General features: G+C 57.3%; 20 protein-coding genes and 4 tRNA genes. 16 read left to right on the forward strand and 8 right to left on the reverse strand.

Annotated features, from left to right (window positions below):
* The first annotated feature begins 45 nt into the window (after positions 1 to 45).
* The 7 genes from cobU (at position 46) to RHM56_RS04035 (ending at position 5,395) form a co-directional block, all read left to right on the forward strand.
* Positions 46 to 567, forward strand: coding sequence for a bifunctional adenosylcobinamide kinase/adenosylcobinamide-phosphate guanylyltransferase (gene cobU, locus RHM56_RS04005; protein WP_322238829.1), 522 nt, complete (start codon positions 46 to 48; stop codon positions 565 to 567).
* On the forward strand, positions 564 to 1,619 hold the full coding sequence (cobT, locus tag RHM56_RS04010) for a nicotinate-nucleotide--dimethylbenzimidazole phosphoribosyltransferase (RefSeq protein ID WP_322238831.1): 1,056 nt from the start codon (positions 564 to 566) through the stop codon (positions 1,617 to 1,619). Before cobU ends, cobT begins: the two co-directional genes overlap by 4 nt.
* The gene (cobC, locus tag RHM56_RS04015; RefSeq protein ID WP_322238833.1) at positions 1,616 to 2,191 is read left to right on the forward strand and encodes an alpha-ribazole phosphatase family protein; all 576 of its coding nucleotides are present in this window, start codon (positions 1,616 to 1,618) and stop codon (positions 2,189 to 2,191) included. Before cobT ends, cobC begins: the two co-directional genes overlap by 4 nt.
* A 2-nt stretch (positions 2,192 to 2,193) precedes the next feature.
* Positions 2,194 to 2,922 (forward strand): adenosylcobinamide-GDP ribazoletransferase, encoded by a 729-nt coding sequence (locus RHM56_RS04020; protein ID WP_322238835.1) that lies wholly within the window; start codon positions 2,194 to 2,196, stop codon positions 2,920 to 2,922.
* A gap of 71 nt (positions 2,923 to 2,993) precedes the next feature.
* Positions 2,994 to 3,407: a MarR family winged helix-turn-helix transcriptional regulator gene (locus RHM56_RS04025; RefSeq protein ID WP_322238837.1), complete on the forward strand. Its 414-nt coding sequence runs from the start codon at positions 2,994 to 2,996 to the stop codon at positions 3,405 to 3,407.
* 61 nt (positions 3,408 to 3,468) lie between these two features.
* The gene (locus RHM56_RS04030; protein ID WP_322241696.1) at positions 3,469 to 4,668 is read left to right on the forward strand and encodes an MFS transporter; all 1,200 of its coding nucleotides are present in this window, start codon (positions 3,469 to 3,471) and stop codon (positions 4,666 to 4,668) included.
* Positions 4,669 to 4,843: 175 nt separating this feature from the next.
* A complete protein-coding gene (locus RHM56_RS04035) occupies positions 4,844 to 5,395 on the forward strand; it encodes a glutathione peroxidase (RefSeq protein ID WP_322238839.1) in 552 nt (183 codons plus the stop codon).
* 80 nt (positions 5,396 to 5,475) lie between these two features.
* Here RHM56_RS04035 and RHM56_RS04040 read toward each other — a convergent pair whose 3' ends face one another.
* From RHM56_RS04040 to RHM56_RS04050, 3 genes are all read right to left on the reverse strand, one after another.
* Positions 5,476 to 6,756 carry an OmpP1/FadL family transporter gene (locus tag RHM56_RS04040; protein ID WP_322238841.1) on the reverse strand — a complete coding sequence of 427 codons (1,281 nt, stop codon included), beginning with the start codon at positions 6,754 to 6,756 and terminating at the stop codon, positions 5,476 to 5,478.
* A gap of 146 nt (positions 6,757 to 6,902) precedes the next feature.
* Positions 6,903 to 7,382: a hypothetical protein gene (locus RHM56_RS04045; protein ID WP_322238843.1), complete on the reverse strand. Its 480-nt coding sequence runs from the start codon at positions 7,380 to 7,382 to the stop codon at positions 6,903 to 6,905.
* A gap of 270 nt (positions 7,383 to 7,652) precedes the next feature.
* The gene (locus tag RHM56_RS04050; RefSeq protein WP_071482924.1) at positions 7,653 to 7,877 is read right to left on the reverse strand and encodes a hypothetical protein; all 225 of its coding nucleotides are present in this window, start codon (positions 7,875 to 7,877) and stop codon (positions 7,653 to 7,655) included.
* A gap of 1,000 nt (positions 7,878 to 8,877) precedes the next feature.
* Here RHM56_RS04050 and RHM56_RS04055 point away from each other — a divergent pair.
* Both RHM56_RS04055 and rmuC read left to right on the forward strand, forming a co-directional pair.
* Positions 8,878 to 9,201, forward strand: coding sequence for a sel1 repeat family protein (locus RHM56_RS04055; RefSeq protein WP_322238845.1), 324 nt, complete (start codon positions 8,878 to 8,880; stop codon positions 9,199 to 9,201).
* Between the two features lie 172 nt (positions 9,202 to 9,373).
* Positions 9,374 to 10,738 (forward strand): DNA recombination protein RmuC, encoded by a 1,365-nt coding sequence (gene rmuC, locus RHM56_RS04060; protein ID WP_322241697.1) that lies wholly within the window; start codon positions 9,374 to 9,376, stop codon positions 10,736 to 10,738.
* A 78-nt stretch (positions 10,739 to 10,816) separates the two neighbouring features.
* Here the strand turns inward: rmuC and RHM56_RS04065 are convergent, their stop codons facing one another.
* Both RHM56_RS04065 and RHM56_RS04070 read right to left on the reverse strand, forming a co-directional pair.
* Positions 10,817 to 14,284 carry a NahK/ErcS family hybrid sensor histidine kinase/response regulator gene (locus tag RHM56_RS04065; protein WP_322238847.1) on the reverse strand — a complete coding sequence of 1,156 codons (3,468 nt, stop codon included), beginning with the start codon at positions 14,282 to 14,284 and terminating at the stop codon, positions 10,817 to 10,819.
* Between the two features lie 121 nt (positions 14,285 to 14,405).
* A complete protein-coding gene (locus RHM56_RS04070) occupies positions 14,406 to 14,951 on the reverse strand; it encodes a TetR/AcrR family transcriptional regulator (protein ID WP_322238849.1) in 546 nt (181 codons plus the stop codon).
* Between the two features lie 90 nt (positions 14,952 to 15,041).
* Between RHM56_RS04070 and RHM56_RS04075 the strand changes: the two genes are divergently transcribed.
* The 3 genes from RHM56_RS04075 to RHM56_RS04085 all read left to right on the forward strand — a co-directional run bounded on the left by RHM56_RS04075 (position 15,042) and on the right by RHM56_RS04085 (position 19,522).
* A complete protein-coding gene (locus RHM56_RS04075) occupies positions 15,042 to 16,238 on the forward strand; it encodes an MFS transporter (RefSeq protein WP_322238851.1) in 1,197 nt (398 codons plus the stop codon).
* Positions 16,239 to 16,361: 123 nt separating this feature from the next.
* The gene (locus RHM56_RS04080; RefSeq protein ID WP_322238853.1) at positions 16,362 to 17,513 is read left to right on the forward strand and encodes a TDT family transporter; all 1,152 of its coding nucleotides are present in this window, start codon (positions 16,362 to 16,364) and stop codon (positions 17,511 to 17,513) included.
* A gap of 134 nt (positions 17,514 to 17,647) precedes the next feature.
* Positions 17,648 to 19,522, forward strand: a complete 1,875-nt coding sequence (locus RHM56_RS04085; RefSeq protein WP_322238855.1) for an MFS transporter — start codon at positions 17,648 to 17,650, stop codon at positions 19,520 to 19,522.
* Positions 19,523 to 19,603: 81 nt separating this feature from the next.
* Here RHM56_RS04085 and sugE read toward each other — a convergent pair whose 3' ends face one another.
* The 3 genes from sugE to rdgC all read right to left on the reverse strand — a co-directional run bounded on the left by sugE (position 19,604) and on the right by rdgC (position 22,067).
* The gene (sugE, locus tag RHM56_RS04090) at positions 19,604 to 19,918 is read right to left on the reverse strand and encodes a quaternary ammonium compound efflux SMR transporter SugE (RefSeq protein WP_322238856.1); all 315 of its coding nucleotides are present in this window, start codon (positions 19,916 to 19,918) and stop codon (positions 19,604 to 19,606) included.
* 118 nt (positions 19,919 to 20,036) lie between these two features.
* A complete protein-coding gene (locus RHM56_RS04095) occupies positions 20,037 to 21,002 on the reverse strand; it encodes a bile acid:sodium symporter family protein (protein ID WP_322238858.1) in 966 nt (321 codons plus the stop codon).
* A gap of 144 nt (positions 21,003 to 21,146) precedes the next feature.
* A complete protein-coding gene (rdgC, locus tag RHM56_RS04100; RefSeq protein WP_322238860.1) occupies positions 21,147 to 22,067 on the reverse strand; it encodes a recombination-associated protein RdgC in 921 nt (306 codons plus the stop codon).
* A 161-nt stretch (positions 22,068 to 22,228) separates the two neighbouring features.
* Here rdgC and RHM56_RS04105 point away from each other — a divergent pair.
* The 4 genes from RHM56_RS04105 to RHM56_RS04120 all read left to right on the forward strand — a co-directional run bounded on the left by RHM56_RS04105 (position 22,229) and on the right by RHM56_RS04120 (position 22,792).
* Positions 22,229 to 22,304, forward strand: a tRNA-Val gene (locus RHM56_RS04105).
* A gap of 19 nt (positions 22,305 to 22,323) precedes the next feature.
* Positions 22,324 to 22,400 (forward strand) — tRNA-Asp (locus tag RHM56_RS04110).
* 220 nt (positions 22,401 to 22,620) lie between these two features.
* Positions 22,621 to 22,696, forward strand: a tRNA-Val gene (locus RHM56_RS04115).
* A gap of 19 nt (positions 22,697 to 22,715) precedes the next feature.
* Positions 22,716 to 22,792 (forward strand) — tRNA-Asp (locus tag RHM56_RS04120).
* Positions 22,793 to 22,895: the final 103 nt, after the last annotated feature.

A 22,895-nucleotide genomic window follows, 5' to 3' on the forward strand; every position in this document is an offset into this window, starting at 1 on the left:
GCTCGCTTCGACAAGGGAGGCGTCATCCTTTAGAGGTTTATTGGCATGCTGCAACTGATTTTGGGTGGCGCCCGCTCGGGTAAAAGCCGCTTGGCCGAGAAGCTCGCGGCCGACTCTGGCTGCGCTGTCATCTACATCGCCACCAGCCAGCCGCTGGACGGCGAGATGAACGAGCGGGTGCGCCATCATCGTGAACGTCGTCCTGAACAGTGGGGCTTGATAGAAGAACCGATTGAACTGGCCCGCGTACTGCGTGAGAACGCTCGCGCAGACACGTGCCTGTTGGTGGATTGCCTGACGTTGTGGCTGACCAACCTGCTGATGCTCGAAGACCCGCAGCGTTTGAGCGCCGAGCGTGATGCGCTGCTGGAATGCCTGGCCCACTTGCCGGGCGAGATTGTTTTTGTCAGCAACGAAACCGGAATGGGTGTCGTGCCGCTGGGCGAATTGACTCGCCGCTATGTCGATGAAGCCGGTTGGTTGCATCAAGCCTTGGCCGAGCGTTGTCAGCGAGTGGTGCTGACCGTGGCGGGCCTGCCCCTGACCCTGAAAGGAACTGCTCTATGAATACTCCGTGGTGGCTGAACCCGTGCAAACCGGTTGACCGTGACATGCAAGCAGCCGCGGCCGAGCGTCAGCAGCAGTTGACCAAACCTGCCGGTTCGCTGGGGCAACTCGAAGCCCTGGCGGTGCAGTTGGCCGGGTTGCAGGGTCGATTGAAGCCGCGCGCCGACCAGCTGTGGATTGCGATTTTTGCCGGTGATCACGGCGTGGTCGCCGAAGGTGTGTCGGCTTATCCGCAGGCGGTCACCGGGCAGATGCTGCACAATTTTGTCAGCGGTGGGGCGGCTATCAGCGTGTTGGCCCGCCAGTTGGGCGCGCATTTGGACGTGGTGGACCTGGGCACCGTGACTCCGATGCTTAATCTGGCGGGCGTGCGGCATTTACAGCTGGGGGCTGGCACGGCGAACTTCGCCACGGGCCCTGCCATGAGCGATGCGCAAGGCTTGAAAGCGCTGGCTGCCGGTCGCGAGAGTATTGCGCGGGCAAAAGAGCAGGGCACTGAACTGTTTGTCGGCGGCGAGATGGGCATCGGCAACACTGCTTCGGCCAGTGCCGTGGCCAGTGCCCTGCTGAACTGCTCGGCCTCTTTGCTGACCGGGCCGGGTACAGGGCTGGATGCGGCCGGGGTCAGCCATAAGGCGCAGGTGATTGAGCGGGCGCTGGCGTTTCATGACGGCTACCTCGACGACCCGTTACAGACGCTGTTTCGCTTGGGCGGGTTTGAAATTGCGGCCTTGGCCGGTGCTTATGTTGCGTGCGCGCAAGCCGGTATCGTGGCGCTGGTGGACGGCTTTATCTGCACCGTCGCGGCCATGGTGGCCGTGCGCTTGAATCCGGAGTGTCGCGAGTGGTTGGTGTTCAGCCATCGCGGCGCCGAGCAAGGGCATCGCCACGTGCTCGACAGTTTGCAGGCCCAGCCGTTGCTCGATCTGGGGTTGCGCCTGGGTGAAGGCAGTGGCGCGGCGCTGGCGGTGCCGCTGGTGCGACTGGCCTGTGACCTGCATGGGCAGATGGCAACCTTTGCTGAAGCGGCTGTCGCGGACCGTCCGGCATGAGCATCACCCTGGATTTGCTGCGCCATGGTGAAACCGAATTGGGCGGAGGTCTGCGCGGCAGCCTGGATGACGCGCTGACGGCGCCGGGCTGGGCGCAAATGCGCGCAGCCGTTGAGGGGCAGGGCCCGTGGGACCGTATCGTCAGTTCACCCTTGCAGCGTTGTGCCTTGTTCGCCCGTGAGTTGGGCGAGCAGCTCAGGTTGCCTGTGGCCTTCGACAAAGACTTGCAAGAGCTGCACTTTGGCGCCTGGGAAGGGCAAAGCGCAGCCGCGCTGATGGAAACCGATGCCGAGGCGCTGGGCCTGTTTTGGTCTGACCCTTACGCGTTTACCCCGCCTGATGGCGAACCGGTGCTTGAGTTCTCGACGCGTGTGTTGTCAGCCGTCAATCGTTTGCAGCAAATGCATGCGGGCGAGCGGGTTTTGGTGGTCTGTCACGGTGGGGTGATGAAGTTGCTGCTGGCGCAGGCGCGTGGCTTGCCTCGGGAACAGTTGCTACAGATCCAGGTGGTCAATGGTGCATTGTTCGAGTTGCAGGTCGACGCACATGGCGTGTTGAGCGAGGGGCGCTGAACATGCTGCCATTCTGGATCGCCTTGCAGTTTTTGAGCAGCCTGCCGATTCGCTTGCCTGGCATGCCGCAACCTCAGGAACTGGGGCGTTCGCTGTTGTTTTATCCGCTGGTCGGGCTGCTGTTTGGCCTGTTGCTGTGGGCGTTGAACAGCGTACTGACGGGCACGCCGTTGATGTTGCACGCGGCGCTGCTACTGACGGCCTGGGTATTGCTCAGTGGCGGGTTGCATCTGGATGGTCTGGCGGACAGCGCGGATGCTTGGCTGGGTGGTTTCGGGGATCGCGAGCGTACCCTGAGCATCATGAAAGACCCACGCAGCGGTCCGATTGCTGTGGTCACGCTGGTGCTGGTGTTGCTGCTCAAGTTTTGCGCGTTGCTGGCGCTGATCGAACAGCAGCACACCGCTGTTTTGTTGATCGTCCCGCTGATCGGGCGCAGCGCCTTGCTGGCCGTGTTCCTGACCACTCCGTATGTACGGGCGGGTGGTTTGGGGCAAGCCCTGGCCGACCATTTGCCGCGCAAGGCGGGCTGGTGGGTGTTGGGGCTGAGTGCGCTGGCCTGTGTCGTGCTGGCCGGGTTTTGGGTCATGGTGCTGGCGGCGTCAGGCTTTATATGGCTGCGCCGGGTGATGATCAAACGCTTGGGCGGCACCACAGGTGATACAGCGGGGGCACTGCTGGAGTTGCTTGAAGTGCTGGTGTTGGTGGGCTTGGCGCTACTCGTTGCCTGATCGCAGCCTTCGGCTCCCACAGAGATTTTTTAAATCTTGATTCTCTTTTATTGCGGGTATATACATACAAAATGTTACCAACCCAGTGTTTATGCACCAACCTGCGGCGCGCGTCGCGGGGCATCAGCAAACATTACGACGGAGCCCTTGATGGCTTCGGGATTAATGTCGCTCAGTTTTCGTTGATGAGTAATCTCAAGCGACTGGATCAGCCCAGTATTTCCAGCCTGGCTGAGGCCATGGGGCTGGATCGCAGTACGTTGGGGCGTAATCTGCGGGTGCTTGAAAGCGCCGGGCTGGTGAAGCTGTCTGAAGGTCAGGACCAGCGTAATCGGCTGGTCTGCATGACTGTCGAAGGGGAGAAGTGCTTCAGCGCTGCCTGGCCAGCCTGGGAAGCCGCGCAGCAACGCCTGATCGACCGTTTGGGCGAAGAGCGGCGCGAACAACTCTTGCAGTTACTGGATGAGCTGGCGGGTGCTGATTAAGTACCCGTTGTACGAATAGAAATGGGTATATACCCGCTTGCGGAGAATAACAATGACATCGGTGTGGCGGGCGAGTGTGTGGGTGTTGGTGGGCAGTGCGCTGATTTTGGCGCTGTCGTTGGGGGTCAGGCATGGCTTCGGCCTGTTTTTGCCGCCAATGAGCGCGCAGTTTGGCTGGGGGCGTGAGGTCTTTGCCTTCGCAATTGCCTTGCAGAACTTGATCTGGGGGCTGGCTCAGCCGTTTACCGGCGCATTGGCCGACCGCTTTGGTGCGGCCAAGGTGGTGCTGATCGGTGGCGTGTTGTACGCCGTCGGCCTAGTGCTGATGGGCTTGTCTGATTCGTTACTGACGTTATCGCTCAGTGCCGGCTTGTTGATCGGTATCGGTCTGTCTGGTACTTCGTTCTCGGTCATTTTGGGGGTCGTGGGGCGTGCCTTGCCGCCGGAAAAGCGCAGCATGGGCATGGGGATCGCCAGTGCCGCTGGCTCCTTTGGCCAATTTGCAATGTTGCCGGGTACGCTGGGCCTGATAGGTTGGCTCGGTTGGTCGTCGGCATTGCTCGTGCTGGGGTTGTTGGTGGCATTGATTGTGCCGCTGGTGAGCATGCTCAAGGACCGACCGATGCCAAGTCTGGGCGGCGAGCAAACCCTTAAAGAAGCGCTGCACGAAGCGTGCAGTCACTCGGGATTCTGGTTGCTGGCGTTTGGTTTTTTTGTGTGCGGGTTTCAAGTGGTGTTTATCGGCATCCACTTGCCAGCGTATCTGGTCGATCAGCATCTGCCCGCCACCGTGGGCACCACCGTCTTGGCGTTGATCGGTCTGTTTAATATCTTTGGCACGTACACGGCGGGCTGGTTGGGTGGGCGTATGTCCAAGCCGCGCTTGCTGACGGCGCTGTACCTGGCGCGAGCCGTGGTGATCGTGCTGTTCTTGTGGGCTCCGGTGACGCAATTCAGCGCTTACCTGTTCGGCATGACCATGGGCTTTTTGTGGCTGTCGACCGTGCCCCTGACCAACGGTACCGTTGCGACAATGTTTGGGGTGCGTAACTTGTCGATGCTGGGCGGGATCGTCTTCCTGTTCCACCAGTTGGGGGCATTCCTGGGCGGCTGGCTGGGCGGGGTGGTCTATGATCAAACCGGCAGCTATGACCTGATTTGGCAAGGTTCCATTTTGCTGAGCCTGTTGGCAGCAGCCTTGAATTGGCCGGTACGTGAGCGCCCGGTAGCGCGTTTACAAGCACAAGGAAGCGTGGCGTGAAATCAGCGTGGCTTTGGCTAGGTGCAGCCAGTGCGGGCTTTCTCTTGCTGGCGCTGACCTGGTGGGGGTGGCATCAGGGCGGCCTCGCTTTGCTTCAGTTAGGCATGGGCGCTTGCTAGAGCGTTACAGGGGCGAGTAAGTTCTGTGCCTGCCTCTTTGCTAAAGGACACTCATCATGCTGAAGCGCTGGATTGCGATGCCCGTACTGCTGTTAGCGTGCGCCGGTTCTGTCTGGGCGGCCGATTGCCCGCCATTACTGGAGGGCTCGTTGCCCAAGCTGCGGGCCAAAGAGTCTATCGATTTGTGCCAGCGCTTCGCTGGCAAGCCTTTGTTGATTGTGAACACGGCGAGCTTTTGCGGTTTTGCGCCGCAGTTCAAAGGGCTGGAGGTGTTGAATCAACGCTTCAAGGCGCAAGGGCTGGAAGTGATTGGCGTGCCATCGGATGACTTCAAGCAAGAGTCCAAGGATGGCGCGGAGACCGCCAAGGTCTGCTACGTCAATTACGGCGTGACCTTCACCATGACTGAGCCGCAAAAGGTTCGCGGCGCTGATCCGACACACCTGTTCAAGGTGCTGGCGGAGCAAGCCGGCGCGCCGAAGTGGAATTTCTACAAGTATGTTGTCGATCGGCAAGGCAAGGTCATTGCCAGCTTCTCCAGTCTGACCAAGCCGGACAACCCGGAGTTGGTTGAGGCTATAGAAAAAGCCATCGCTTCAAAGTCTTAGTTCCTACACAAAAAAACCCGCCTCGATGAAGAGAGCGGGTTTTTTGTTTCAGCTGGCGAGCAGTTCAGACTCGTGGTGAATTAGAACTTGTACGTTGCACCGACTGCGAAGCCGTTAGCGCTGTTTTCGTACTTGGAGCTGTAGCTGTTAAGTGCATTGGAATCGTTAACTTTGACCGACTCTTCCTTGAGGTAGGAATAAGCAACGTCAATAGCCAGGTTCTCGTTGACTGCATAGCCAGCACCTACGCTGAAGATCGTACGGTCGCCAGTGGGGATACGTGGCGAGCGATTTTCATTGTTGGTAGGCGATTGGTCCCAAGTCAGACCAGTACGCAGAACCCACTGCTTGTTCAACTGATACGAAGTACCGATGGCGTAAGCCCAGGTATCGTGCCAGTTCTGTTCTTCCTTGATGGAAGTGAACAGGGTCGGAGCAAGAGCCCCGCCAGCAGCAGTTACGCCTTCGTTGTTGACAGTGATGTCTTTCAGGCGGCTCCAGCGTGTCCAGGTCGAACCTGCGTAGACTTTCCAGGCATCGTTGATGTCTTGAGTGACCGACAGGTCGTAGGACTCAGGGGTTTCGATTTTCAGAGTGGCGTCATAGCGACCATTCTTCAGATAGCCGAAAGCGCTGGTACCTTGGCTGGCCGAGACTTCAGTGTGGCCTTCAAGCTTGTAGTTGACCTTGGAGTGGTAGGTCAGGCCGATGCGGGTGGTATCTGTTGCTTGTACCAGCACGCCAATGTTGAAGCCCAGAGCAGTATCGTCGCCCTTGATCTTCACATTGTTGTCACCCAGTGCAGGGTTGACAGTGATTTCTGATTCCAGGGTGCCGGAGATGCGGTTGATAGTCGGACCAAAGCCCACCGAAACCCGATCGTTGAAGGCGTAGCTGACAGTTGGCTGCAAAGTGACGACTTTAACTTCACTTTTGCTGCCGAACGCGCGGCCCTGGAAGCTGCTTTCGTAGTCGGTAACGAGACCAAAAGGCGCGTACACACCGAAGCCGACAGCCCACTGGTCATTGATTTTGTTGGTGTAGAAACCCATTGGCACGCCGGTGAATGGAACCATGTCACCTTTGTTGGTACCTGAGTATTTACCCGAAGCATCTTTGATGTCAGTCGACGCATCGATAACTGCGAAACCACCTGTGATTTGCTGTCCGTCAAGGCGGGCCATACCGGCAGGGTTACCGAAAACGGTACTTGCATCGTCAGCAGAAGATGAACGACCCGCGAAGCCGGTCCCCATACCGCTAACGCTTTGTTCGTTGAGGGCGAAGCCGCTGGCGAAAATCTGGCTGGAAGCCAAAGTGACGGCGAGGCTAAGTGTGGTCTTGAGCATTACTTTTTTCATTATTAGAACTCCTTTTGATCACCGGACGAAAACTACCAACATTTTTGTGTAAGCGCTATAGGCTAAATCGCAGAAGATAACGTTGTTTTGTAGGACAATCCGACCGGTTTTGGATCATTTGCATGTTTTTGTAGGAAGTTTCTCAATCAGGCAACCTGATTGAGGGGCGTAACGCAGTTGTGCCAAGCATTTATGTAATCGCGTAAACGTCCTTGTGGCTCAAATACTTGGCGCCATATTCTTGCCATGCCGAGTACGTCATCGACGTGTGGAATGGTGGTTTTTTGCTCTTCAACCAGCAGCCAGGCAATGGCGGTGGCGTAACGCAAATTAACCGTCAATTCCAGATGAGGGCTACGCAGGAATGCATGCTGACTGGCCAGTCCGCGTACTTGGCTGGCCAAATCCGGGTCGCGGGCCAGGTACACATCCCACAATGCGCTGTGGCGAGGCTCGCGTATGCCGTAAAGGCCATGGCCGCGGCGGTTATGCAGCGCCGACCCTAAACTTGATTGGCTGGCTGCAATGCCCAGTAATAAAGCTTCGGCATCCGGGTTGTTTTGGCCCAGATAAAGAAGCGTTGGCCGAATCACATAAAGGCTCAACTCCCTGGCAGCGATCCCCATATCGTCCTCAACGGCTGAAAATGGCCGGCGACCCTCAAGCGCTTGGCAGCAGTGAGTTGTGTGGGGGCGCCGGAAGCGGAACGCGCCGCTTGAGTTGAAGTGTAGTGTCATATTCTTGCTGTAAAGGTATGTTTTTAAAACATTTATAGCTTCTAGGTGTTAGTGATATATCCGCAAGTACTTAAGCGATGCTGGATATGTCATAAATCGCAGGCAACAAAAAGCCCTGCTAATCAGGCAGGGCTTGTTGTGTAAACGCTTGCTGGGTACTTAGGCAGTCAGTGCCTGACGAGTACGCTCGATCACAGCTTGCAGAGGTTCTGCGCTGGAATATTGATCGGGATACAGGCGCTCGCTGTGACGAGCAATGCCGTGTTCGTTGACCAGGGTAAAGCTGAAGCATCCTTTGCGAGCGGCCATAATCAGGCAGTTCATTGGAGCAAAGGCGTTGGTTAGGGTGCGAATGGCATCCTGAGTGTGGATTTGAGTCGACATAGTTATTAGGTGTTCCTACAAATGACACGGATATGATCCGTGCTGCGTTAAAACGTTCCAGTGACGTCGCGCCATCTTTGGCTGGACGAAGAACCTGACTGGAACAAAGCCGCCAGTTGGAGCGCATTAAGTATGTGGCGCTTGGGCTGGCAGGTAGGTACTTAGGAGGGCAGGCAATCACAACAGGAGCTAAGGTTCCGTGCTCCGGGTGAAGATCCTGATCAATTTGCAGGTTGGTTCGGTCAGAGTAAAAAACTTCGCGATACCCTTTGTGTATGTTCAAAGGCTGTATCGACGCAAGATTTACCTGGAAACCATCGAGGGGGTCGATCCCGTTATATCAGCGTGACTGCTCTTTTTCGGAGGTCGCTGAGGGGATTTGTTCGGCCCGAATTGACTTTCAGCTTGGTACTAACGCTGCGGATACTATCGGGTTGAAATTCTAAATGCAAGTGTGCTAGTAAAAATACATTCAGTTGCCGTCACGAAGTGCGGTTAACGCAAGGAAATGACAGGGCTGATTTCAAGGGTTTTCGACTCTGGTGTTAGCCTACTTTGGCCGATTTTCCAGCGTGGTGACTGAGGCATTAGCCATTGCAACGTACTCTGTTCCTCGGTCTTTATCGGTGTGCGGTCCTACATTTTTAGCCCTGCTGTTGCCCGATAAATTGAGTGGAATGTGAACTTGTACACATTTGCAGTGCAATTGCCACAATCGCTTTTGATACCCGTCTACACAGGCGTCTAGCCTGTTCTGAAAATTTAAGTCAATGAAAAACATCGTTTTTTTTAATTGGTGAAAAAATCGACAGTTTGACTCGAAGCCCCGCAGGGTGGGCGTTTGCGGGGGGTAAACGGGGGTTGTCCACTGACTTATCCACAGGATCTGTGGATTGTCCCGCGCGCTTGCTCTAGATCGCGGGTATAGACTTTTTACGTCTTTACCCCAGCGAAAAAAGGAGTAGAGTGGCGCGCCTTCTGTTCTGCCCTACAGTGTTTTATGAAGTTTCGCACCTCTACTTCCTCTGTTGCTCGTTCCAACACACCACCCGAAGCCCCAAAACGTTTTTCTTTGCGGATTGCGGTCTGGTTGCTGGACAACCCTCGCCTGGGCGCTAACCCCAGCGTCAAGCAGGTTGCCGGTCATTTGCTCAAACAGCCCGCCCGCCAAGGCGTCGTGCTGGCACAAAGCCGTTTGGGGCAATTGATGTGCCGTGATTGCGGCAGCGCCCGTGATCAGCGCATTGGTCACGAACTGTTGCGCCAGGCCGCCCGTGCTGGCGACCGCCTTGCACAGCTGGAACTGAACAAGATCGAAGACTGAGCTGTCTTCGATCCTTGAGCTTGGTTAACCTTGCTCTTTTACCGTGTGCGGAGTGGTTATGGCCTTGGACCTGAACAGCATTTTGCTGGGCCTGGCGCTGGCAGGTGTGCCGTTGCTGGCGCTTGTCTGGCAGTTGCAGCGGCGTGCCAGCGGGCATCAGGCAGAGCTGAATCTGCTGGATGAGCGCTTGAACATGGCGCAGTTGGCACAAGAAGGTTTGAGTGCCCAGCTGGATGCCAGCCGTGATGAGGTCAGCGATCTGGGGCAGGCCAACGCCGCCAAACAGGCAGAACTTGCCGCATTGCGCCGCGAAGTCGAATTGCTCCAGTTGGAGCGCGACAACGCCCGCGATGCCGCGCATGCCTGGAGCCTGGAACGGGCACAGAAAGAGTCCGAATTACGCCGTCTGGACGCTCAGGCCGCCGCACTGAGCGCCGAGTTGCGTGAGCAGCAAGACAGCCACAAGCAGCGTCTGAGCGACTTGCAAGGTTCGCGTGATGAGCTGCGGGCGCAGTTTTCGGAGCTGGCAGGCAAAATTTTCGATGAGCGCGAGCAGCGCTTTGCGCAGACCAGCAATGAGCGCCTCGGGCAATTGCTCGACCCGCTCAAAGAGCGGATCCAGTCGTTCGAAAAGCGTGTCGAAGAAAGCTATCAGCAGGAAGCCCGCGAGCGTTTCTCGCTGGGTAAAGAGTTGGAGCGCTTGCAGCAACTGAACCTGCGTCTAAGCGATGAGGCCACCAACCTGACCCGTGCCTTGAAAGGTCAAAAGACCCAGGGCAACTGGGGCGAGTTGATTCTGGAACGGGTGCTTGAACACGCGGGGCTCGAAAAGGGGCGTGAGTATCAGACCCAAGTCAGCTTGAAAGGCCCGGACGGTGAGCGCTTTCAGCCAGACGTACTGATCATGTTGCCGGGTGACAAGCAGGTGGTGGTCGACTCCAAAGTCAGCCTCACGGCCTATCAGCAGTATGTCGGCGCCGATGACGACGTGATCGGCCAGGCGGCCCTCAAGCAGCATGTATTGTCGCTGCGCAACCATGTGAAAGGCCTGGCCGGCAAAGATTACAAGCGCCTTGAGGGGCTGCACAGTCTGGATTTCGTGTTGTTGTTTGTGCCTATTGAAGCGGCTTTTTCTGCGGCGTTACAAGCTGAGCCCAACCTGTTTCAAGAAGCCTTTGATCGCAACATTGTGATCGTCAGCCCGACCACGTTGCTCGCGACGTTGCGGGTCATTGACAGCCTTTGGAAGCAAGAGCGTCAGAGCCAAAACGCCCGTGAAATCGCTGAGCGCGCAGGCTGGCTGTATGACAAATTCGTGCTGTTTATTCAGGACCTGGATGAAGTCGGCAATCGCCTTCAACAACTGGACAAAGCTTACGCAGCCGCCCGCAATAAACTGACAGACGGACGCGGGAACCTTGTAAGCCGCAGCGAGCAGCTCAAATTGCTAGGCGCGCGGGCGAGTAAAAGCTTGCCGCCCGAACTGCTGGAGCGTGCCATGACCGACGTTGACGGCGTGGCGCACCCCTCGGAGTAGATCTAACGCGGCCCTTGTAGGAGCGAGCTTGCCTCGCGATCTTTTGATCTTTTAAACGATCGCGAAATACGCTCGCTCCTACAGCGGCACATGCCGGCTCAGCAACGCTCTCAACACCGCAGGTTTGACCGGTTTTGGCAGGTATTCCAAGCCTGCCGCGTGCACTTGCGCAATCATTTCCGGGCGCCCGTCAGCGCTGATCACCACGCCCGGCACGGGCTCACCCAGTTGCGCACGCAGCCAGCCCATCAGGTCGGTGCCTGTCTCGCCATCGTCCAGGTGGTAGTCCACCAGCACCAGTTGCGGGCGCACGCCATCGTTGAGCAAGGCAGCACACTCATCACGGTTTCTGGCTGTCCAGACGCGGCAACCCCAGCGCGTCAGCAAGCTGTGCATGCCAATCAAAATGCTGTCTTCGTTGTCTACGCACAGCACTTGGGCGCCGGTGACGGATTGGCCTTTGTGTTCAGTCGCGATGCTTTTCGGTTCGCTTTGAGCAGACGCCAGCGGCACGCTGACACTGAATACGCTGCCTTTACCTTGCCATGAGCGCACTTTAAGCGTGTGCCCCAACACTCGGCACAGGCCGTCTGCGATCGCCAGACCCAGGCCCAGGCCTTTTTCGGCGCGGGTCTGATGGCTGTCCAGGCGTTTGAATTCTTCAAAAATAACCTGCAGCTTGTCTTGCGGGATGCCGGGGCCGCGGTCCCACACCTCCAGACACAACTGATCGCCACGGCGACGTACGCCCAGCAATATCGGGCCTTTGGCGTAGCGAAACGCGTTGGTCAGGAAGTTTTGCAAAATACGTCGCAGCAATTTGATGTCGCTGTTGACCCGCAAACGGCTGCCGCGAACCCTGAACTTGAGGCCCTGTTCCTGCGCTTGGGCGGTAAATTCATTGCCTAAGGTGTTGAACAGATCATTGATCGCAAAAGGCTTGATGTCAGGTGTGAATTTGCCATTTTCCAAGCGGGAAATATCCAGCAAGTCGCTGATCAAGTCTTCGGCCGAGCGCAGCGAACTGTCCAGATGCTGCACCAGTGTTTGCGCTTCGGGGCTCAAGTCTTCTTGATGCGACAGGGCGGCCGAGAACAGCCGCGCTGCGTTCATGGGCTGCATCAGGTCATGGCTGACGGCAGCCAGAAAGCGGGTTTTCGATTGGTTGGCGGCTTCGGCTGTGCCTTTGGCTTCGATCAGTGCCTGATTGAGTTGCGACAGCTCGCGGGTCCGTTCGGCTACCCGCTGTTCAAGGCCTTCGTTGGCTTCGGTGAGTGCCTGCTCGGCTTCTCGGAACGCAGTAATGTCAGTAAAACTCATGACGAACCCGCCGCCCGGCATGGGGTTGCCGATCAGTTCAATCACCCGGCCATTGGGAAACAAGCGCTCAGAGGTGTGCGCCCGGCCTTGGCGCATCCAGTGCAGGCGACGTGCCACGTGCACTTCGGCTTCACCGGGGCCGCACAGGCCACGTTCGGCGTTGTGACGAATAATGTCGGCAATCGGCCGACCGACACTGATCAAGCCTTCCGGGTAGTTGAACAGTTCCAGATAGCGGCGGTTCCAGGCCACGAGCCGCAGTGATTGATCGACCACACTGATGCCTTGGGTGATGTTTTCAATTGCGCCTTGCAGCAATGCGCGGTTGAACTGCAAGACTTCTGACGCTTCATCCGCAATGCGGACTACGTCTTCAAGTTGCATTTCTCTGCCTTCAATGGCCGCTTTAACCACTGCGCGGGTTGATGACGCGCCGAGTACCCCGGCCAGCAGCCGCTCTGTGTGGGCGATCCATTCGCCGTCGGCGTTTTGATTGGGATTGAAGCCTTTACCCTGTCGATAGGCAAAACGGATAAAGCTCTGGCGGGCACGTTCTTCACCGACAAAGCGCGCTGCCAGGGTCAGCAGGTCGTTGATTTGTACCGAGAGCATCGAGCGACCGCTGGGGTGGCTGCTGATTTCCTGGCCGATAAAACGGCCTGCCTGCCAATGCTCCGAGACGCGGGTACGCGACAGCACCGAAACCCAGGCAAACAGGGTGAAGTTACCCGCTAGGGACAGCACGACGCCTTGGGTCAGCGGGGTGATGGGCAGGCCCAGCGGGTTGCTGTGCAGCCACGCGAGCCCTGGAAAGTGCCCCAGGTGCCAGCCCATGCTATGGGCGATCAGCGGCAGCACCAAGGTGTAGAACCAAATGAATGTACCCGCCGCGAGCCCCGCGAAAACACCGCGACGGTTGGCTTGTTTCCAGTACAGCGCGCCGATCATGGCGGGTGCCAGTTGAGTCACGGCTGCGAAGGAAATTTGTCCGATTGTGGCGAGGCTGGCGGTTGAACCCAGCAGGCGGTAGCTGACATAGGCCAGCAGCAGAATGACCACAATCGAGACGCGGCGCACCGACAGCATCCAGTGACGGAACACTTCAAACGGGCGCTCGGCGTTCTTGTGTCGCAACAACCACGGCAGCAGCATGTCGTTAGACACCATGGTTGAAAGCGCCACGCTGGCCACAATCACCATGCCGGTGGCGGCCGAGGCGCCGCCGATAAAGGCCAGCACGGCCAGCGCCGGGTGCGCTTGCGCCAGTGGCAAGCTGATAACGAACGAATCGGGCAGCACTGAACTTGGCAGCATCATTTGCCCTGCCAGGGCAATCGGCACCACGAACAGCGCCGCCAGAATCAGGTAGGCCGGGAACACCCATTTGGCCAGTCGCAGGTCTTGCGGCTCGATGTTTTCAACCACGGTCACGTGGAATTGCCGGGGCAGACAGATGATTGCCATCATGGCGACGCCGGTTTGCACCACCATGGATGGCCAGTTGATGGTTTCTTTCCAGTATTCCTCAAGCCGCGGCGCCAGCATGGCCTGGCTAAAGAGGTCATCGAAGCCGTCATAGAGGCCGTAGGTCACAAACGCGCCGACAGCGAGAAACGCGAATAGCTTGACCAGCGATTCAAAGGCAATCGCCAGCACCATGCCCCGGTGGTGCTCGGTGGAATCGAGGTTGCGTGTGCCAAACACAATGGTGAACAGCGCCAGAACCAGTGAAACCAACAGCGCGGTGTCTTGGGCGCGGGTGCCCGTGGTGTCGGCTCCGGCGCCGATCAGCAGGTTCACCCCGAGCACGATGCCTTTGAGTTGCAGGGCGATATAAGGCAAGACCCCGACCAGGCAGATCAGTGCCACAACAATTGCCAGGGACTGTGATTTGCCATAGCGCGCAGCAATAAAGTCGGCAATCGAGGTGATGTTTTCCTGTTTACTGATCATCACCATCTTTTGCAGCACCCAGGGTGCGCAGACCAACAGCAACACTGGCCCCAGATAAATGGGCAAGAACGACCAGAGTTGTTCGGCGGCCTGACCGACGGCGCCGAAGAATGTCCAACTGGTGCAATACACCGCCAGGGACAGGCTGTAGACCCACGCGCGAACCCGCGGCGGCAGCGGTTTGCTGCGCCGGTCACCATAAAAGGCAATGGCAAACATAATGGCCATGTAGGCCAGGGCGACGGCGGCGATCAGCCCGCTGGACAGCGACATGAAGACTCCTGAGCGTAAAAAGACCCGCGCAATCCAGCTGCGGGAGCCTAGTCTCGCATGATGTTTGAGCCGCGGCACGTCGACGATGGTCTGAGCGCGGCCAAGCGTCGCAGGCGCTCAGTCAGGGGCGAAGGGCCAGGTCGATTTGCTCGTTCAGTTGCTCAAGGGTCAACGGCGTTTCGGCAAACAAAATTCGGAAAACCACTGGGGCAACAATCACGTTCAGCAGGCGATCAATGCTGGGCAAGGTGTCAACGCTGGCGCGGTGGCGATCCAGAATGATCTGTAATTGAGCCCCGAGAATCTGCACGCAGGTGCCTTTTACCGGGCTGCATTGCACGTCACGCATCATGTTGCGCCCAGGTTCGGAGTTCATTTCGTCCAGATACTGTTCGGACCAGGCCTGAATGTCCCCGCGCAGACTGCCAGTGGCAAGCGGTTCGGCATCAGGGCGCATGCGCGCCAGCGCCACGTCGGCCAGCAGCGCGCCCAAATCTCCCCAGCGCCGATAAATAGTCGACGGGGTCACGCCTGCAAGCGTTGCCACCATGGGCACGGTCACGGTCGAGCGCTCATGCTCCTTGAGCAATTGGCGCACCGCCGAGTGAATGGATTCCTGCACGCGGGCGCTTCGCCCGCCGGTGCGTACTTCTTTAGGTTGGTTCATGGCGAAAGACCTTAACACAAAGAATTTGCTTTAAGCCGACGGTAGTCGCACACTCCGCAAAAGCAAATATTTAGCTTTAGTGAGGGTGGCATGTCCATTAGCATCGATGTTCCGGTTTCAAATCGCGCCAGCATGGTGTTTCTTGGGCTGACTGCCGTGACGTTTTTGGCTGCTTCGTCTGCACCGACCCCGTTGTATCGTCTTTATCAAGAAAACATGCAGTTCTCAGCCGCCACCCTGACCTTGATTTTTGGGGTGTATGCCTTGAGTTTGCTGACGGCGCTGCTGACGGTGGGTTCATTGTCGGATTATTTGGGTCGCAGGCCGGTCATTTTCTGCGCGCTGATTCTAGACATGTTGGCGATGGGGTTGTTTCTCTGTGCGGACAGCGTGACCTGGCTGATCGCTGCCCGTTTGTTGCAAGGGTTTGCTACGGGCATGGCGACCAGTGTGCTGGGCGCGGCGATGCTCGACAACGACCGCCAGCAAGGGCCGTTGATCAATAGTATTTCGCCGTTGGTGGGCATGGCGTGTGGGGCGCTGGGCACCAGTGTGCTGGTGGAATTCGCGCCGCAGCCATTGCATCTGGCGTATTGGGTTTTGCTCGGTGCGCTCGCGATTCAGGCCTTGTATGTGTGGCGGCTGCCCGAAAGCATGAGCCCGCAGCCTGGCGCGCTGGCGTCATTGCGCCCCAGCTTGCACATTCCGCCTCAAGCACGCGCAGCCATGTGGTCGGTGTTGCCGGTCAATATTGCGGTATGGGCAATGGGCGGTTTTTATCTGGCGCTGGTGCCTTCACTGATCCGTGCGGCAACCGGCTCAACTTCTTACCTGGTCGGGGGCGGGGTGGTTGCTGTTCTGACCTTGAGCGGTGCGCTGGCTATTTTCAGCATGCGTAATCAATCCGCCGCACGTGTCCTGACGTTGGGGTCTAGCCTGCTGGTGGTGGGCGTCAGCACGATTATGTTGGCGGTGCACACCGCAAGCCTTGGGTTGTTCTTTTTCGGTTCGTTGTTGGCAGGCTGCGGTTTTGGCTCCGGCTTTTTAGGCAGCGTGCGCAGTGTGGTGCCTTTGGCGTTGCCGCATGAGCGCGCTGGCTTGATGTCTGCTTTTTATGTCCTCAGTTATTTGGCGTTCTGCCTGCCGGTGTTGTTGGTGGGCAGCCTGACGCGAATTTTTGGGCTGGTTGTCACTGCCGATGGTTTCAGTGTGGTGTTGATTGTGCTGGCGCTGGGGGCGTTGTTCGTCCTGTTATTGAGACGGATTGCCACGCCGAGCAAGGCTTGAAGGGCTGAAGCTGTGGTCATATATATAGGTAAAACAGATAATACATAGAGAAATTACCCGTTATATAGATATTCGATTCAGTTCTACTCTTGCATTACCTCATACGAGGAACAGGAGGAGCCCATGACTTGCCCAAACACTGCCAAAGCCGGTTTACGGCCATTTAGCCACTTGCAGCACCCGCGTGAAGTGATTCGCCAGTTCACCCCGAACTGGTTTGCCGCGACCATGGGGACGGGGGTTTTGGCGCTGGCGCTGGCTCAGTTGCCGGTACAGATCCCCGGCATGCATGCGTTTGCCGAAGGGCTGTGGTTGTTCAATATCGGTTTGTTCATTCTGTTCGGCGTGCTCTATGGCGCACGCTGGGTGATGTATTTCGATGAGGCGCGGCGGATTTTCGGCCACTCCACCGTGTCGATGTTTTTCGGCACCATTCCCATGGGGCTGGCGACCATCATCAACGGTTTTCTGCTGTTCGGCGTTGCGCGCTGGGGCAGCGACATGGTGCAGGTTGCGCACGTGTTGTGGTGGCTGGATGTAGCCATGTCGCTGGCGTTCGGGGTGATGATTCCCTACATGATGTTCACCCGTCAGGAACACAGCATTGACCAGATGACCGCTGTTTGGCTGTTGCCTGTGGTGGCGGCCGAAGTGGCTGCGGCCAGCGGCGGATTGCTGGCGCCGCATCTGGCGGACCCGGTGGCGCAGTTCCATGTACTGATCACCAGCTATGTGTTGTGGGCGTTTTCGGTGCCGGTGGCGTTCAGCATTTTGACCATTCTGATGCTGCGCATGGCGCTGCATAAATTGCCTCACGAAAGCATGGCGGCGTCGAGTTGGCTGGCCTTGGGGCCGATTGGTACCGGTGCGCTGGGTTTGTTGCTGTTGGGCGCTGATTCGCCTGCGATCTTTGCTGCCAACGGGTTTGCCGGAATCGGTGACATCGCCCAAGGCTTTGGGCTGATTTCTGGCGTCGCGCTGTGGGGCTTTGGCCTGTGGTGGATTTTGATGGCGGTGCTGATCACCGTGCGTTATTTGCGTGCCGGTATCCCGTTCAACCTGGGGTGGTGGGGCTTCACCTTCCCGCTGGGTGTGTACTCGCTGGCCACCTTGCGTCTGGGGCACGTGTTGCACCTGAGCTTCTTCGATGTGGTCGGTTGCGTATTGGTGCTGATGCTGGCGCTGATGTGGCTGATTGTCGGCACACGCACGGTCAAAGGTGCCTGGCGCGGCGAGTTGTTTGTGTCGCCTTGCATCGCAGGCCTCAAGAAGTAATCCATGTGCTCAGGTTCTGTACGAAAACGCCGAATATGACGTTATTCGTGACAGAACCTGAGTAAGGTTGTGCCCTGAGTGTTAAAACCTCACTCCAATGAGAAAGCCTCCGGCGCAACGTGAGTACATGGAAGATGAGTCACCCTTCGCAGTTCAGCTTGCTCGGGAAGCGCCGCTTCCTGCCGTTCTTCGTGACCCAGTCCTTGGGTGCGCTCAATGACAACCTGTTCAAACAATCGCTGATTCTCGCCATCCTTTATAAGCTGAGCATCGAAGGGGACCGTGGGATTTGGGTCAACCTCTGCGCGCTGCTCTTTATAGTGCCGTTCTTTTTATTCTCGGCACTGGCTGGGCAATTTGGTGAAAAGTACCCCAAGGACCAACTGATACGCCTGATCAAGTTGGGCGAAATCGCGATCATGGTGGTCGGAGCCATTGGTTTTGCGTTCGATCATTTGGCATTGATGTTGGTCGCGCTGTTTGCCATGGGCACCCATTCGGCGTTGTTCGGGCCGGTGAAGTATTCGATTTTGCCGCAGACCCTGCATGAAGATGAGCTGGTGGGCGGCAACGGCCTGGTGGAAATGGGCACCTTTCTGTCGATTCTGGCAGGCACCATTGGCGCCGGAATCATGCTCTCGTCGAGCAATTACACGGTCATTGTGTCGGTGGTGATCATTTCGGTCGCCGTGCTCGGTTATCTGTCCAGTCGTGCCATTCCACGAGCACCGGCTGATACGCCGGATTTGCGCCTTAACTGGAACATTTTCAGCGAGTCCTGGGCTACGTTGCGCATGGGCTTGAATCAGACGCCTGCGGTGTCGCGATCTGTCGTCGGCAACTCCTGGTTCTGGTTTGTCGGTGCGATTTATCTCACGCAAATCCCGGCCTACGCCAAAGAGTGGCTGTACGGCGATGAAACCGTGGTCACGCTGATTCTTACGGTCTTTTCGGTCGGTATTGCCTTGGGCTCGATGCTGTGTGAAAAACTCTCGGGGCGTAAAGTCGAAATCGGTCTGGTGCCGTTTGGCTCGTTCGGCCTGACGGTGTTTGGTCTGCTGCTGTGGTGGCACTCGGGGCATATGCCACAAAACATCCAGGCCAATGACTGGCTCGGTGTGCTGGGTTTCAGCCAGGCGTGGTGGGTGCTGTTTGATATTCTCGGGCTCGGCGTGTTCGGTGGTTTCTATATTGTGCCGCTGTATGCGCTGATTCAGTCGCGTACCGCTGAAAACGAACGCGCCCGGGTGATTGCAGCCAACAACATCCTCAATGCGTTGTTTATGGTGGTGTCGGCCATCGTCACCATCCTGCTGCTGAGTGTGGCCAAGCTGACGATTCCCGAGTTGTTTCTGGTGGTGTCGTTGCTGAACATCGCGGTTAACACCTACATCTTCAAAATCGTTCCCGAATTCAGCATGCGCTTCATGATTTGGCTGCTCAGCCATTCCATGTACCGCGTGCAGCACAAAAACCTGGAAGCGATTCCGGATGAAGGCGCGGCCTTGTTGGCGTGCAACCACGTGTCGTTTGTCGATGCGCTCTTGATAGGCGGCGCAGTACGTCGGCCGATTCGCTTTGTGATGTATTACAAAATCTACAACCTGCCGGTGCTCAACTTTATCTTCCGCACCGCCGGTACGATTCCGATTGCTGGACGTGCTGAAGATGAAGTGATTTATGAGCGGGCATTCAAGAAGATTGCCGAGTACCTGAACGATGGCGAACTGGTGTGCATCTTTCCCGAGGGCAAGCTGACCAGCGATGGCCAGATCAGTGAGTTCAAGGCGGGGATGACGCGCATTCTGGAGCAGACGCCGGTGCCGGTGATTCCGATGGCGTTGCAAGGCTTGTGGGGCAGTTTCTTCAGCCGTGACCCGAACAAGGGTGTGTTTCATCGACTGTGGTCACGGGTAACGCTGGTGGCCGGAGCGCCGATAGCGGCCAGCGAAGCCACGCAAAAGCGGCTGCGTGAGCGGGTGATCGAATTGCGTGGCGATGTGCTCTGACTTGATGACTGGAGCGAGCTTGCCTCGCGATCTTTTGATCTTTTGATCTTTTAAAGATCGCGAGGCAACAGTTTTGCGTGGTTAGGCGCTCATCTTCAGGCCGACCAGGCCAGCAATAATCAGTGCCACGCTGGCCAGTCGGAACAGTGCCATGGACTCACCAAACAGAATGATTCCGGCGATCACCGTGCCGACTGCGCCAACGCCTGTCCAGATCGCGTAGGCGGTGCCCAGCGGAAGTTCTTTCATCGCCAGGCCGAGCAGGCCAAGGCTGATGGCCATGGCGGCAATCGTCAGCGCCGTTGGCAGGGGTCGGCTGAAACCGTCGGTGTACTTCAGGCCGACGGCCCAGCCAACTTCGAACAGACCGGCGAAAAACAGAATAATCCAGGACATGCTTGCCTCCATCAATTGATGGGGTCGTCCCCAGATTTATCACTCGATGAGTCGCGGGGTCGTCCCCGCAGTGCGCATTATAGTGCCCACGATTTTTCTGACGATCAACCCCGAATTTTCAGTCGATGGCAGGTTTTTCCGCCGCTAAACGATCCTCTTTTTCGCTCATTCGACGGAAGTACGTCGACAGCAGCGCGCCCGAGATGTTGTGCCACACGCTGAACAGCGCGCTGGGCACGGCCGCCAGCGGCGAAAAGTGTGCGCTGGCCAATGCGGCACCCAGCCCTGAGTTCTGCATGCCGACTTCCAGCGCCAGTGATTTGCGTTGCGCCAACGGCAGTTTGAACAGGCGCCCGGTAAAGTAGCCGAGCAAGTAGCCAAAGCTGTTATGCAGCATGACCACGGCCATGATCAGCAGGCCCGACTTGGCGATTTGTGCCTGGCTGGCAGCGACTACAGCGGCGACGATAATCACAATGCTGATCACCGAAACCAGCGGCAGCACGTCGACCGCAAAACGGACCCGCGCGCCCAGCAGGCGCTGAGCCAAAACCCCGAGCACAATGGGTAGCAACACCACTTGCAGAATCGACCAGAACAACTCCATGAACGAAACCGGCAGCCAGGCTGAGGCCAGCAGCCAAATCAGGGCGGGCGTCAGCAACGGGGCGAGGAGGGTGGTGACGGCGGCAATGGCGACTGACAGCGCGAGATCGCCCCGGGCCAGCCAGGTCATGACATTAGACGAGGTGCCGCTTGGGCAGCAGCCAACCAAAATGACGCCGACAGCGATTTCGGGCGGCAAGTGAAACACTTGGCAGAGCAACCACGCCACGCCGGGCATGATCACGAAGTGGGCAACCACGCCCAGTGCGACGCGCCACGGGTGGCGAGCGACTTCGGCGAAGTCATCGAGTTTGAGGGTCAGGCCCATGCCGAACATCACCACACCCAGCAGGGGCACGATGTAGCCTTTAAGGCCAACGAACCAGGCAGGCTCTAGAAACGCCAGCACGGCAAAAATCAGAACCCAATAAGCAAAGGTATTACCGACAAAGCGGCTTAAGGCAGCAAGTGCGCGCATGGTGTTCCTTTTTATGGTTATGGTGTGTGGCAGGCGTGACAACCGTGGGAGCCTGGCTTGCCAGCGATGAATCCACCTCGGTGTTTCAGATGTATCGAGGTGATGCAATCGCAGGCAAGCCCGCTCCCACAGCCGTTTTGAGGTTTAGATCCCCTGAGGAATCTCTTCTCCGCCCAGCGCTTCAAACAGCTGCGGCAAGAACTCGCCGAAGGTCAGCATCATTAATGTGAAGCTAGCGTCTTGTTGGCCCAGATCGTCGTCACCGCCGTTTTGCTCGGCTTCGTCTTGCAGCAGGTCTTCAAACTTCAGGCGCTTGACCACCAGCTTGTCGTCCAGCACGAACGACAGTTTGTCTTGCCAGGCCAGCGACAATTGAGTCACGACTTTGCCAGTGCTCAGGTGCAGCTGGATTTCATCGCTGGTCAAGTCTTGGCGCTTGCAGCGGATAATCCCGCCATCTTCGTGGGTGTCGCGCAGCTCACACTCATCGAGCACAAAGAAATTGTCGGCCGCTTTTTGGGTTTTGACCCATTCGGTCATGACCGCACTCGGCGCAATTTTAACGGCCAGCGGGCGAACCGGCAGCGAACCGATCACTTCGCGCAAGGTGGACAGCAGGTCTTCGGCGCGTTTCGGGCTGGAGGCGTTAACCAGAATCAGGCCCTGCTTTGGCGCGATGGCGGCAAAGGTCGCCGAGCGACGAATAAAGGCACGTGGCAAGAAGGCTTGGATGATTTCATCCTTGAGTTGATCACGCTCCTTCTTATAGACCTTGCGCATTTGTTCGGCTTCGATCTCTTCGACCTTCTCCTTTAATGCATCGCGCACCACGCTCCCTGGCAGGATGCGTTCTTCTTTACGGGCGGCAATCAGCAGGAAGTCCTGGCTGGCGTGAACCAGCGGGGCGTCTTCACCTTTACCGAAAGGGGCGACGAAACCGTAGGTGGCTAATTCCTGGCTTGCACACGGGCGGGCCGGCTTGGTGGCCAGTGCCGTTTCCAGCACCTGCGCATCAAAAGGCAGATCTTGGGTCAGGCGATAGATAAGCAGGTTTTTGAACCACATGGGGTGAATCACTCCTTTATACAAAGACGGCATTATTCGCTTGATAGCCTTAATAGGCCAACCCTGCGCTAAGCCTTTGTCGTGCATAAGAAAATTATTTTAAAAAGTGCTTGCCAGACTATAGGTCGCTCCGTAGAATGCGCGCCACACCGAGAGTGAAAGGGTGATTAGCTCAGCTGGGAGAGCATCTGCCTTACAAGCAGAGGGTCGGCGGTTCGATCCCGTCATCACCCACCATTCGCTCACAGTGTTACGCGCAGCGGTAGTTCAGTCGGTTAGAATACCGGCCTGTCACGCCGGGGGTCGCGGGTTCGAGTCCCGTCCGCTGCGCCATATTTTTACCACAAGCCCCTTGAACGCTTGTGGTTAGGGGAAGTCCGCTGAATGCGGGCTTTTTCTTGAAAGGCTTCGGTTCTACAGTTCGCTGTTGAATCAAAGGTGCAGGGCGTTGGAAACGGTAGTTTTTAAACGGTTTTGAAAAAAACTTGAATAAAAACAACCACTTACACAAAAAGTGTGAGAGAATGCGCCCCGCAACGAGAGTGAAGTGAAAGGGTGATTAGCTCAGCTGGGAGAGCATCTGCCTTACAAGCAGAGGGTCGGCGGTTCGATCCCGTCATCACCCACCATTCGCTTTCAGTGTTACGCGCAGCGGTAGTTCAGTCGGTTAGAATACCGGCCTGTCACGCCGGGGGTCGCGGGTTCGAGTCCCGTCCGCTGCGCCATATTTGAGTCATAAGCCCCTTGAACGCTTGTGACACGCAAAAAAGCCTGCCTTGTGCAGGCTTTTTTGTGCGCGTGTGTTTTATATGGCCTGAAGGGGCGGGC

The sequence above is a fragment of the Pseudomonas sp. CCC3.1 genome, from assembly GCF_034347405.1.
In the GTDB taxonomy this organism is placed as follows: Bacteria; Pseudomonadota; Gammaproteobacteria; order Pseudomonadales; family Pseudomonadaceae; genus Aquipseudomonas.

Excerpts from the sequence above, each read along its gene's own strand:
- cobU (WP_322238829.1), top strand. The coding sequence starts at position 46 with ATGCTGCAACTGATTTTGGGTGGCGCCCGCTCGGGTAAAAGCCGCTTG.
- cobT (WP_322238831.1), top strand. The coding sequence starts at position 564 with ATGAATACTCCGTGGTGGCTGAACCCGTGCAAACCGGTTGACCGTGAC.
- cobC (WP_322238833.1), top strand. The coding sequence starts at position 1,616 with ATGAGCATCACCCTGGATTTGCTGCGCCATGGTGAAACCGAATTGGGC.
- RHM56_RS04020 (WP_322238835.1), top strand. The coding sequence starts at position 2,194 with ATGCTGCCATTCTGGATCGCCTTGCAGTTTTTGAGCAGCCTGCCGATT.
- RHM56_RS04025 (WP_322238837.1), top strand. The coding sequence starts at position 2,994 with ATGTTACCAACCCAGTGTTTATGCACCAACCTGCGGCGCGCGTCGCGG.
- RHM56_RS04035 (WP_322238839.1), top strand. The coding sequence starts at position 4,844 with ATGCTGAAGCGCTGGATTGCGATGCCCGTACTGCTGTTAGCGTGCGCC.
- RHM56_RS04040 (WP_322238841.1), bottom strand. The coding sequence starts at position 6,756 with ATGAAAAAAGTAATGCTCAAGACCACACTTAGCCTCGCCGTCACTTTG.
- RHM56_RS04045 (WP_322238843.1), bottom strand. The coding sequence starts at position 7,382 with ATGGGGATCGCTGCCAGGGAGTTGAGCCTTTATGTGATTCGGCCAACG.
- RHM56_RS04050 (WP_071482924.1), bottom strand. The coding sequence starts at position 7,877 with ATGTCGACTCAAATCCACACTCAGGATGCCATTCGCACCCTAACCAAC.
- RHM56_RS04055 (WP_322238845.1), top strand. The coding sequence starts at position 8,878 with ATGAAGTTTCGCACCTCTACTTCCTCTGTTGCTCGTTCCAACACACCA.
- RHM56_RS04065 (WP_322238847.1), bottom strand. The coding sequence starts at position 14,284 with ATGTCGCTGTCCAGCGGGCTGATCGCCGCCGTCGCCCTGGCCTACATG.
- RHM56_RS04070 (WP_322238849.1), bottom strand. The coding sequence starts at position 14,951 with ATGAACCAACCTAAAGAAGTACGCACCGGCGGGCGAAGCGCCCGCGTG.
- RHM56_RS04075 (WP_322238851.1), top strand. The coding sequence starts at position 15,042 with ATGTCCATTAGCATCGATGTTCCGGTTTCAAATCGCGCCAGCATGGTG.
- RHM56_RS04080 (WP_322238853.1), top strand. The coding sequence starts at position 16,362 with ATGACTTGCCCAAACACTGCCAAAGCCGGTTTACGGCCATTTAGCCAC.
- RHM56_RS04085 (WP_322238855.1), top strand. The coding sequence starts at position 17,648 with ATGAGTCACCCTTCGCAGTTCAGCTTGCTCGGGAAGCGCCGCTTCCTG.
- sugE (WP_322238856.1), bottom strand. The coding sequence starts at position 19,918 with ATGTCCTGGATTATTCTGTTTTTCGCCGGTCTGTTCGAAGTTGGCTGG.
- RHM56_RS04095 (WP_322238858.1), bottom strand. The coding sequence starts at position 21,002 with ATGCGCGCACTTGCTGCCTTAAGCCGCTTTGTCGGTAATACCTTTGCT.
- rdgC (WP_322238860.1), bottom strand. The coding sequence starts at position 22,067 with ATGTGGTTCAAAAACCTGCTTATCTATCGCCTGACCCAAGATCTGCCT.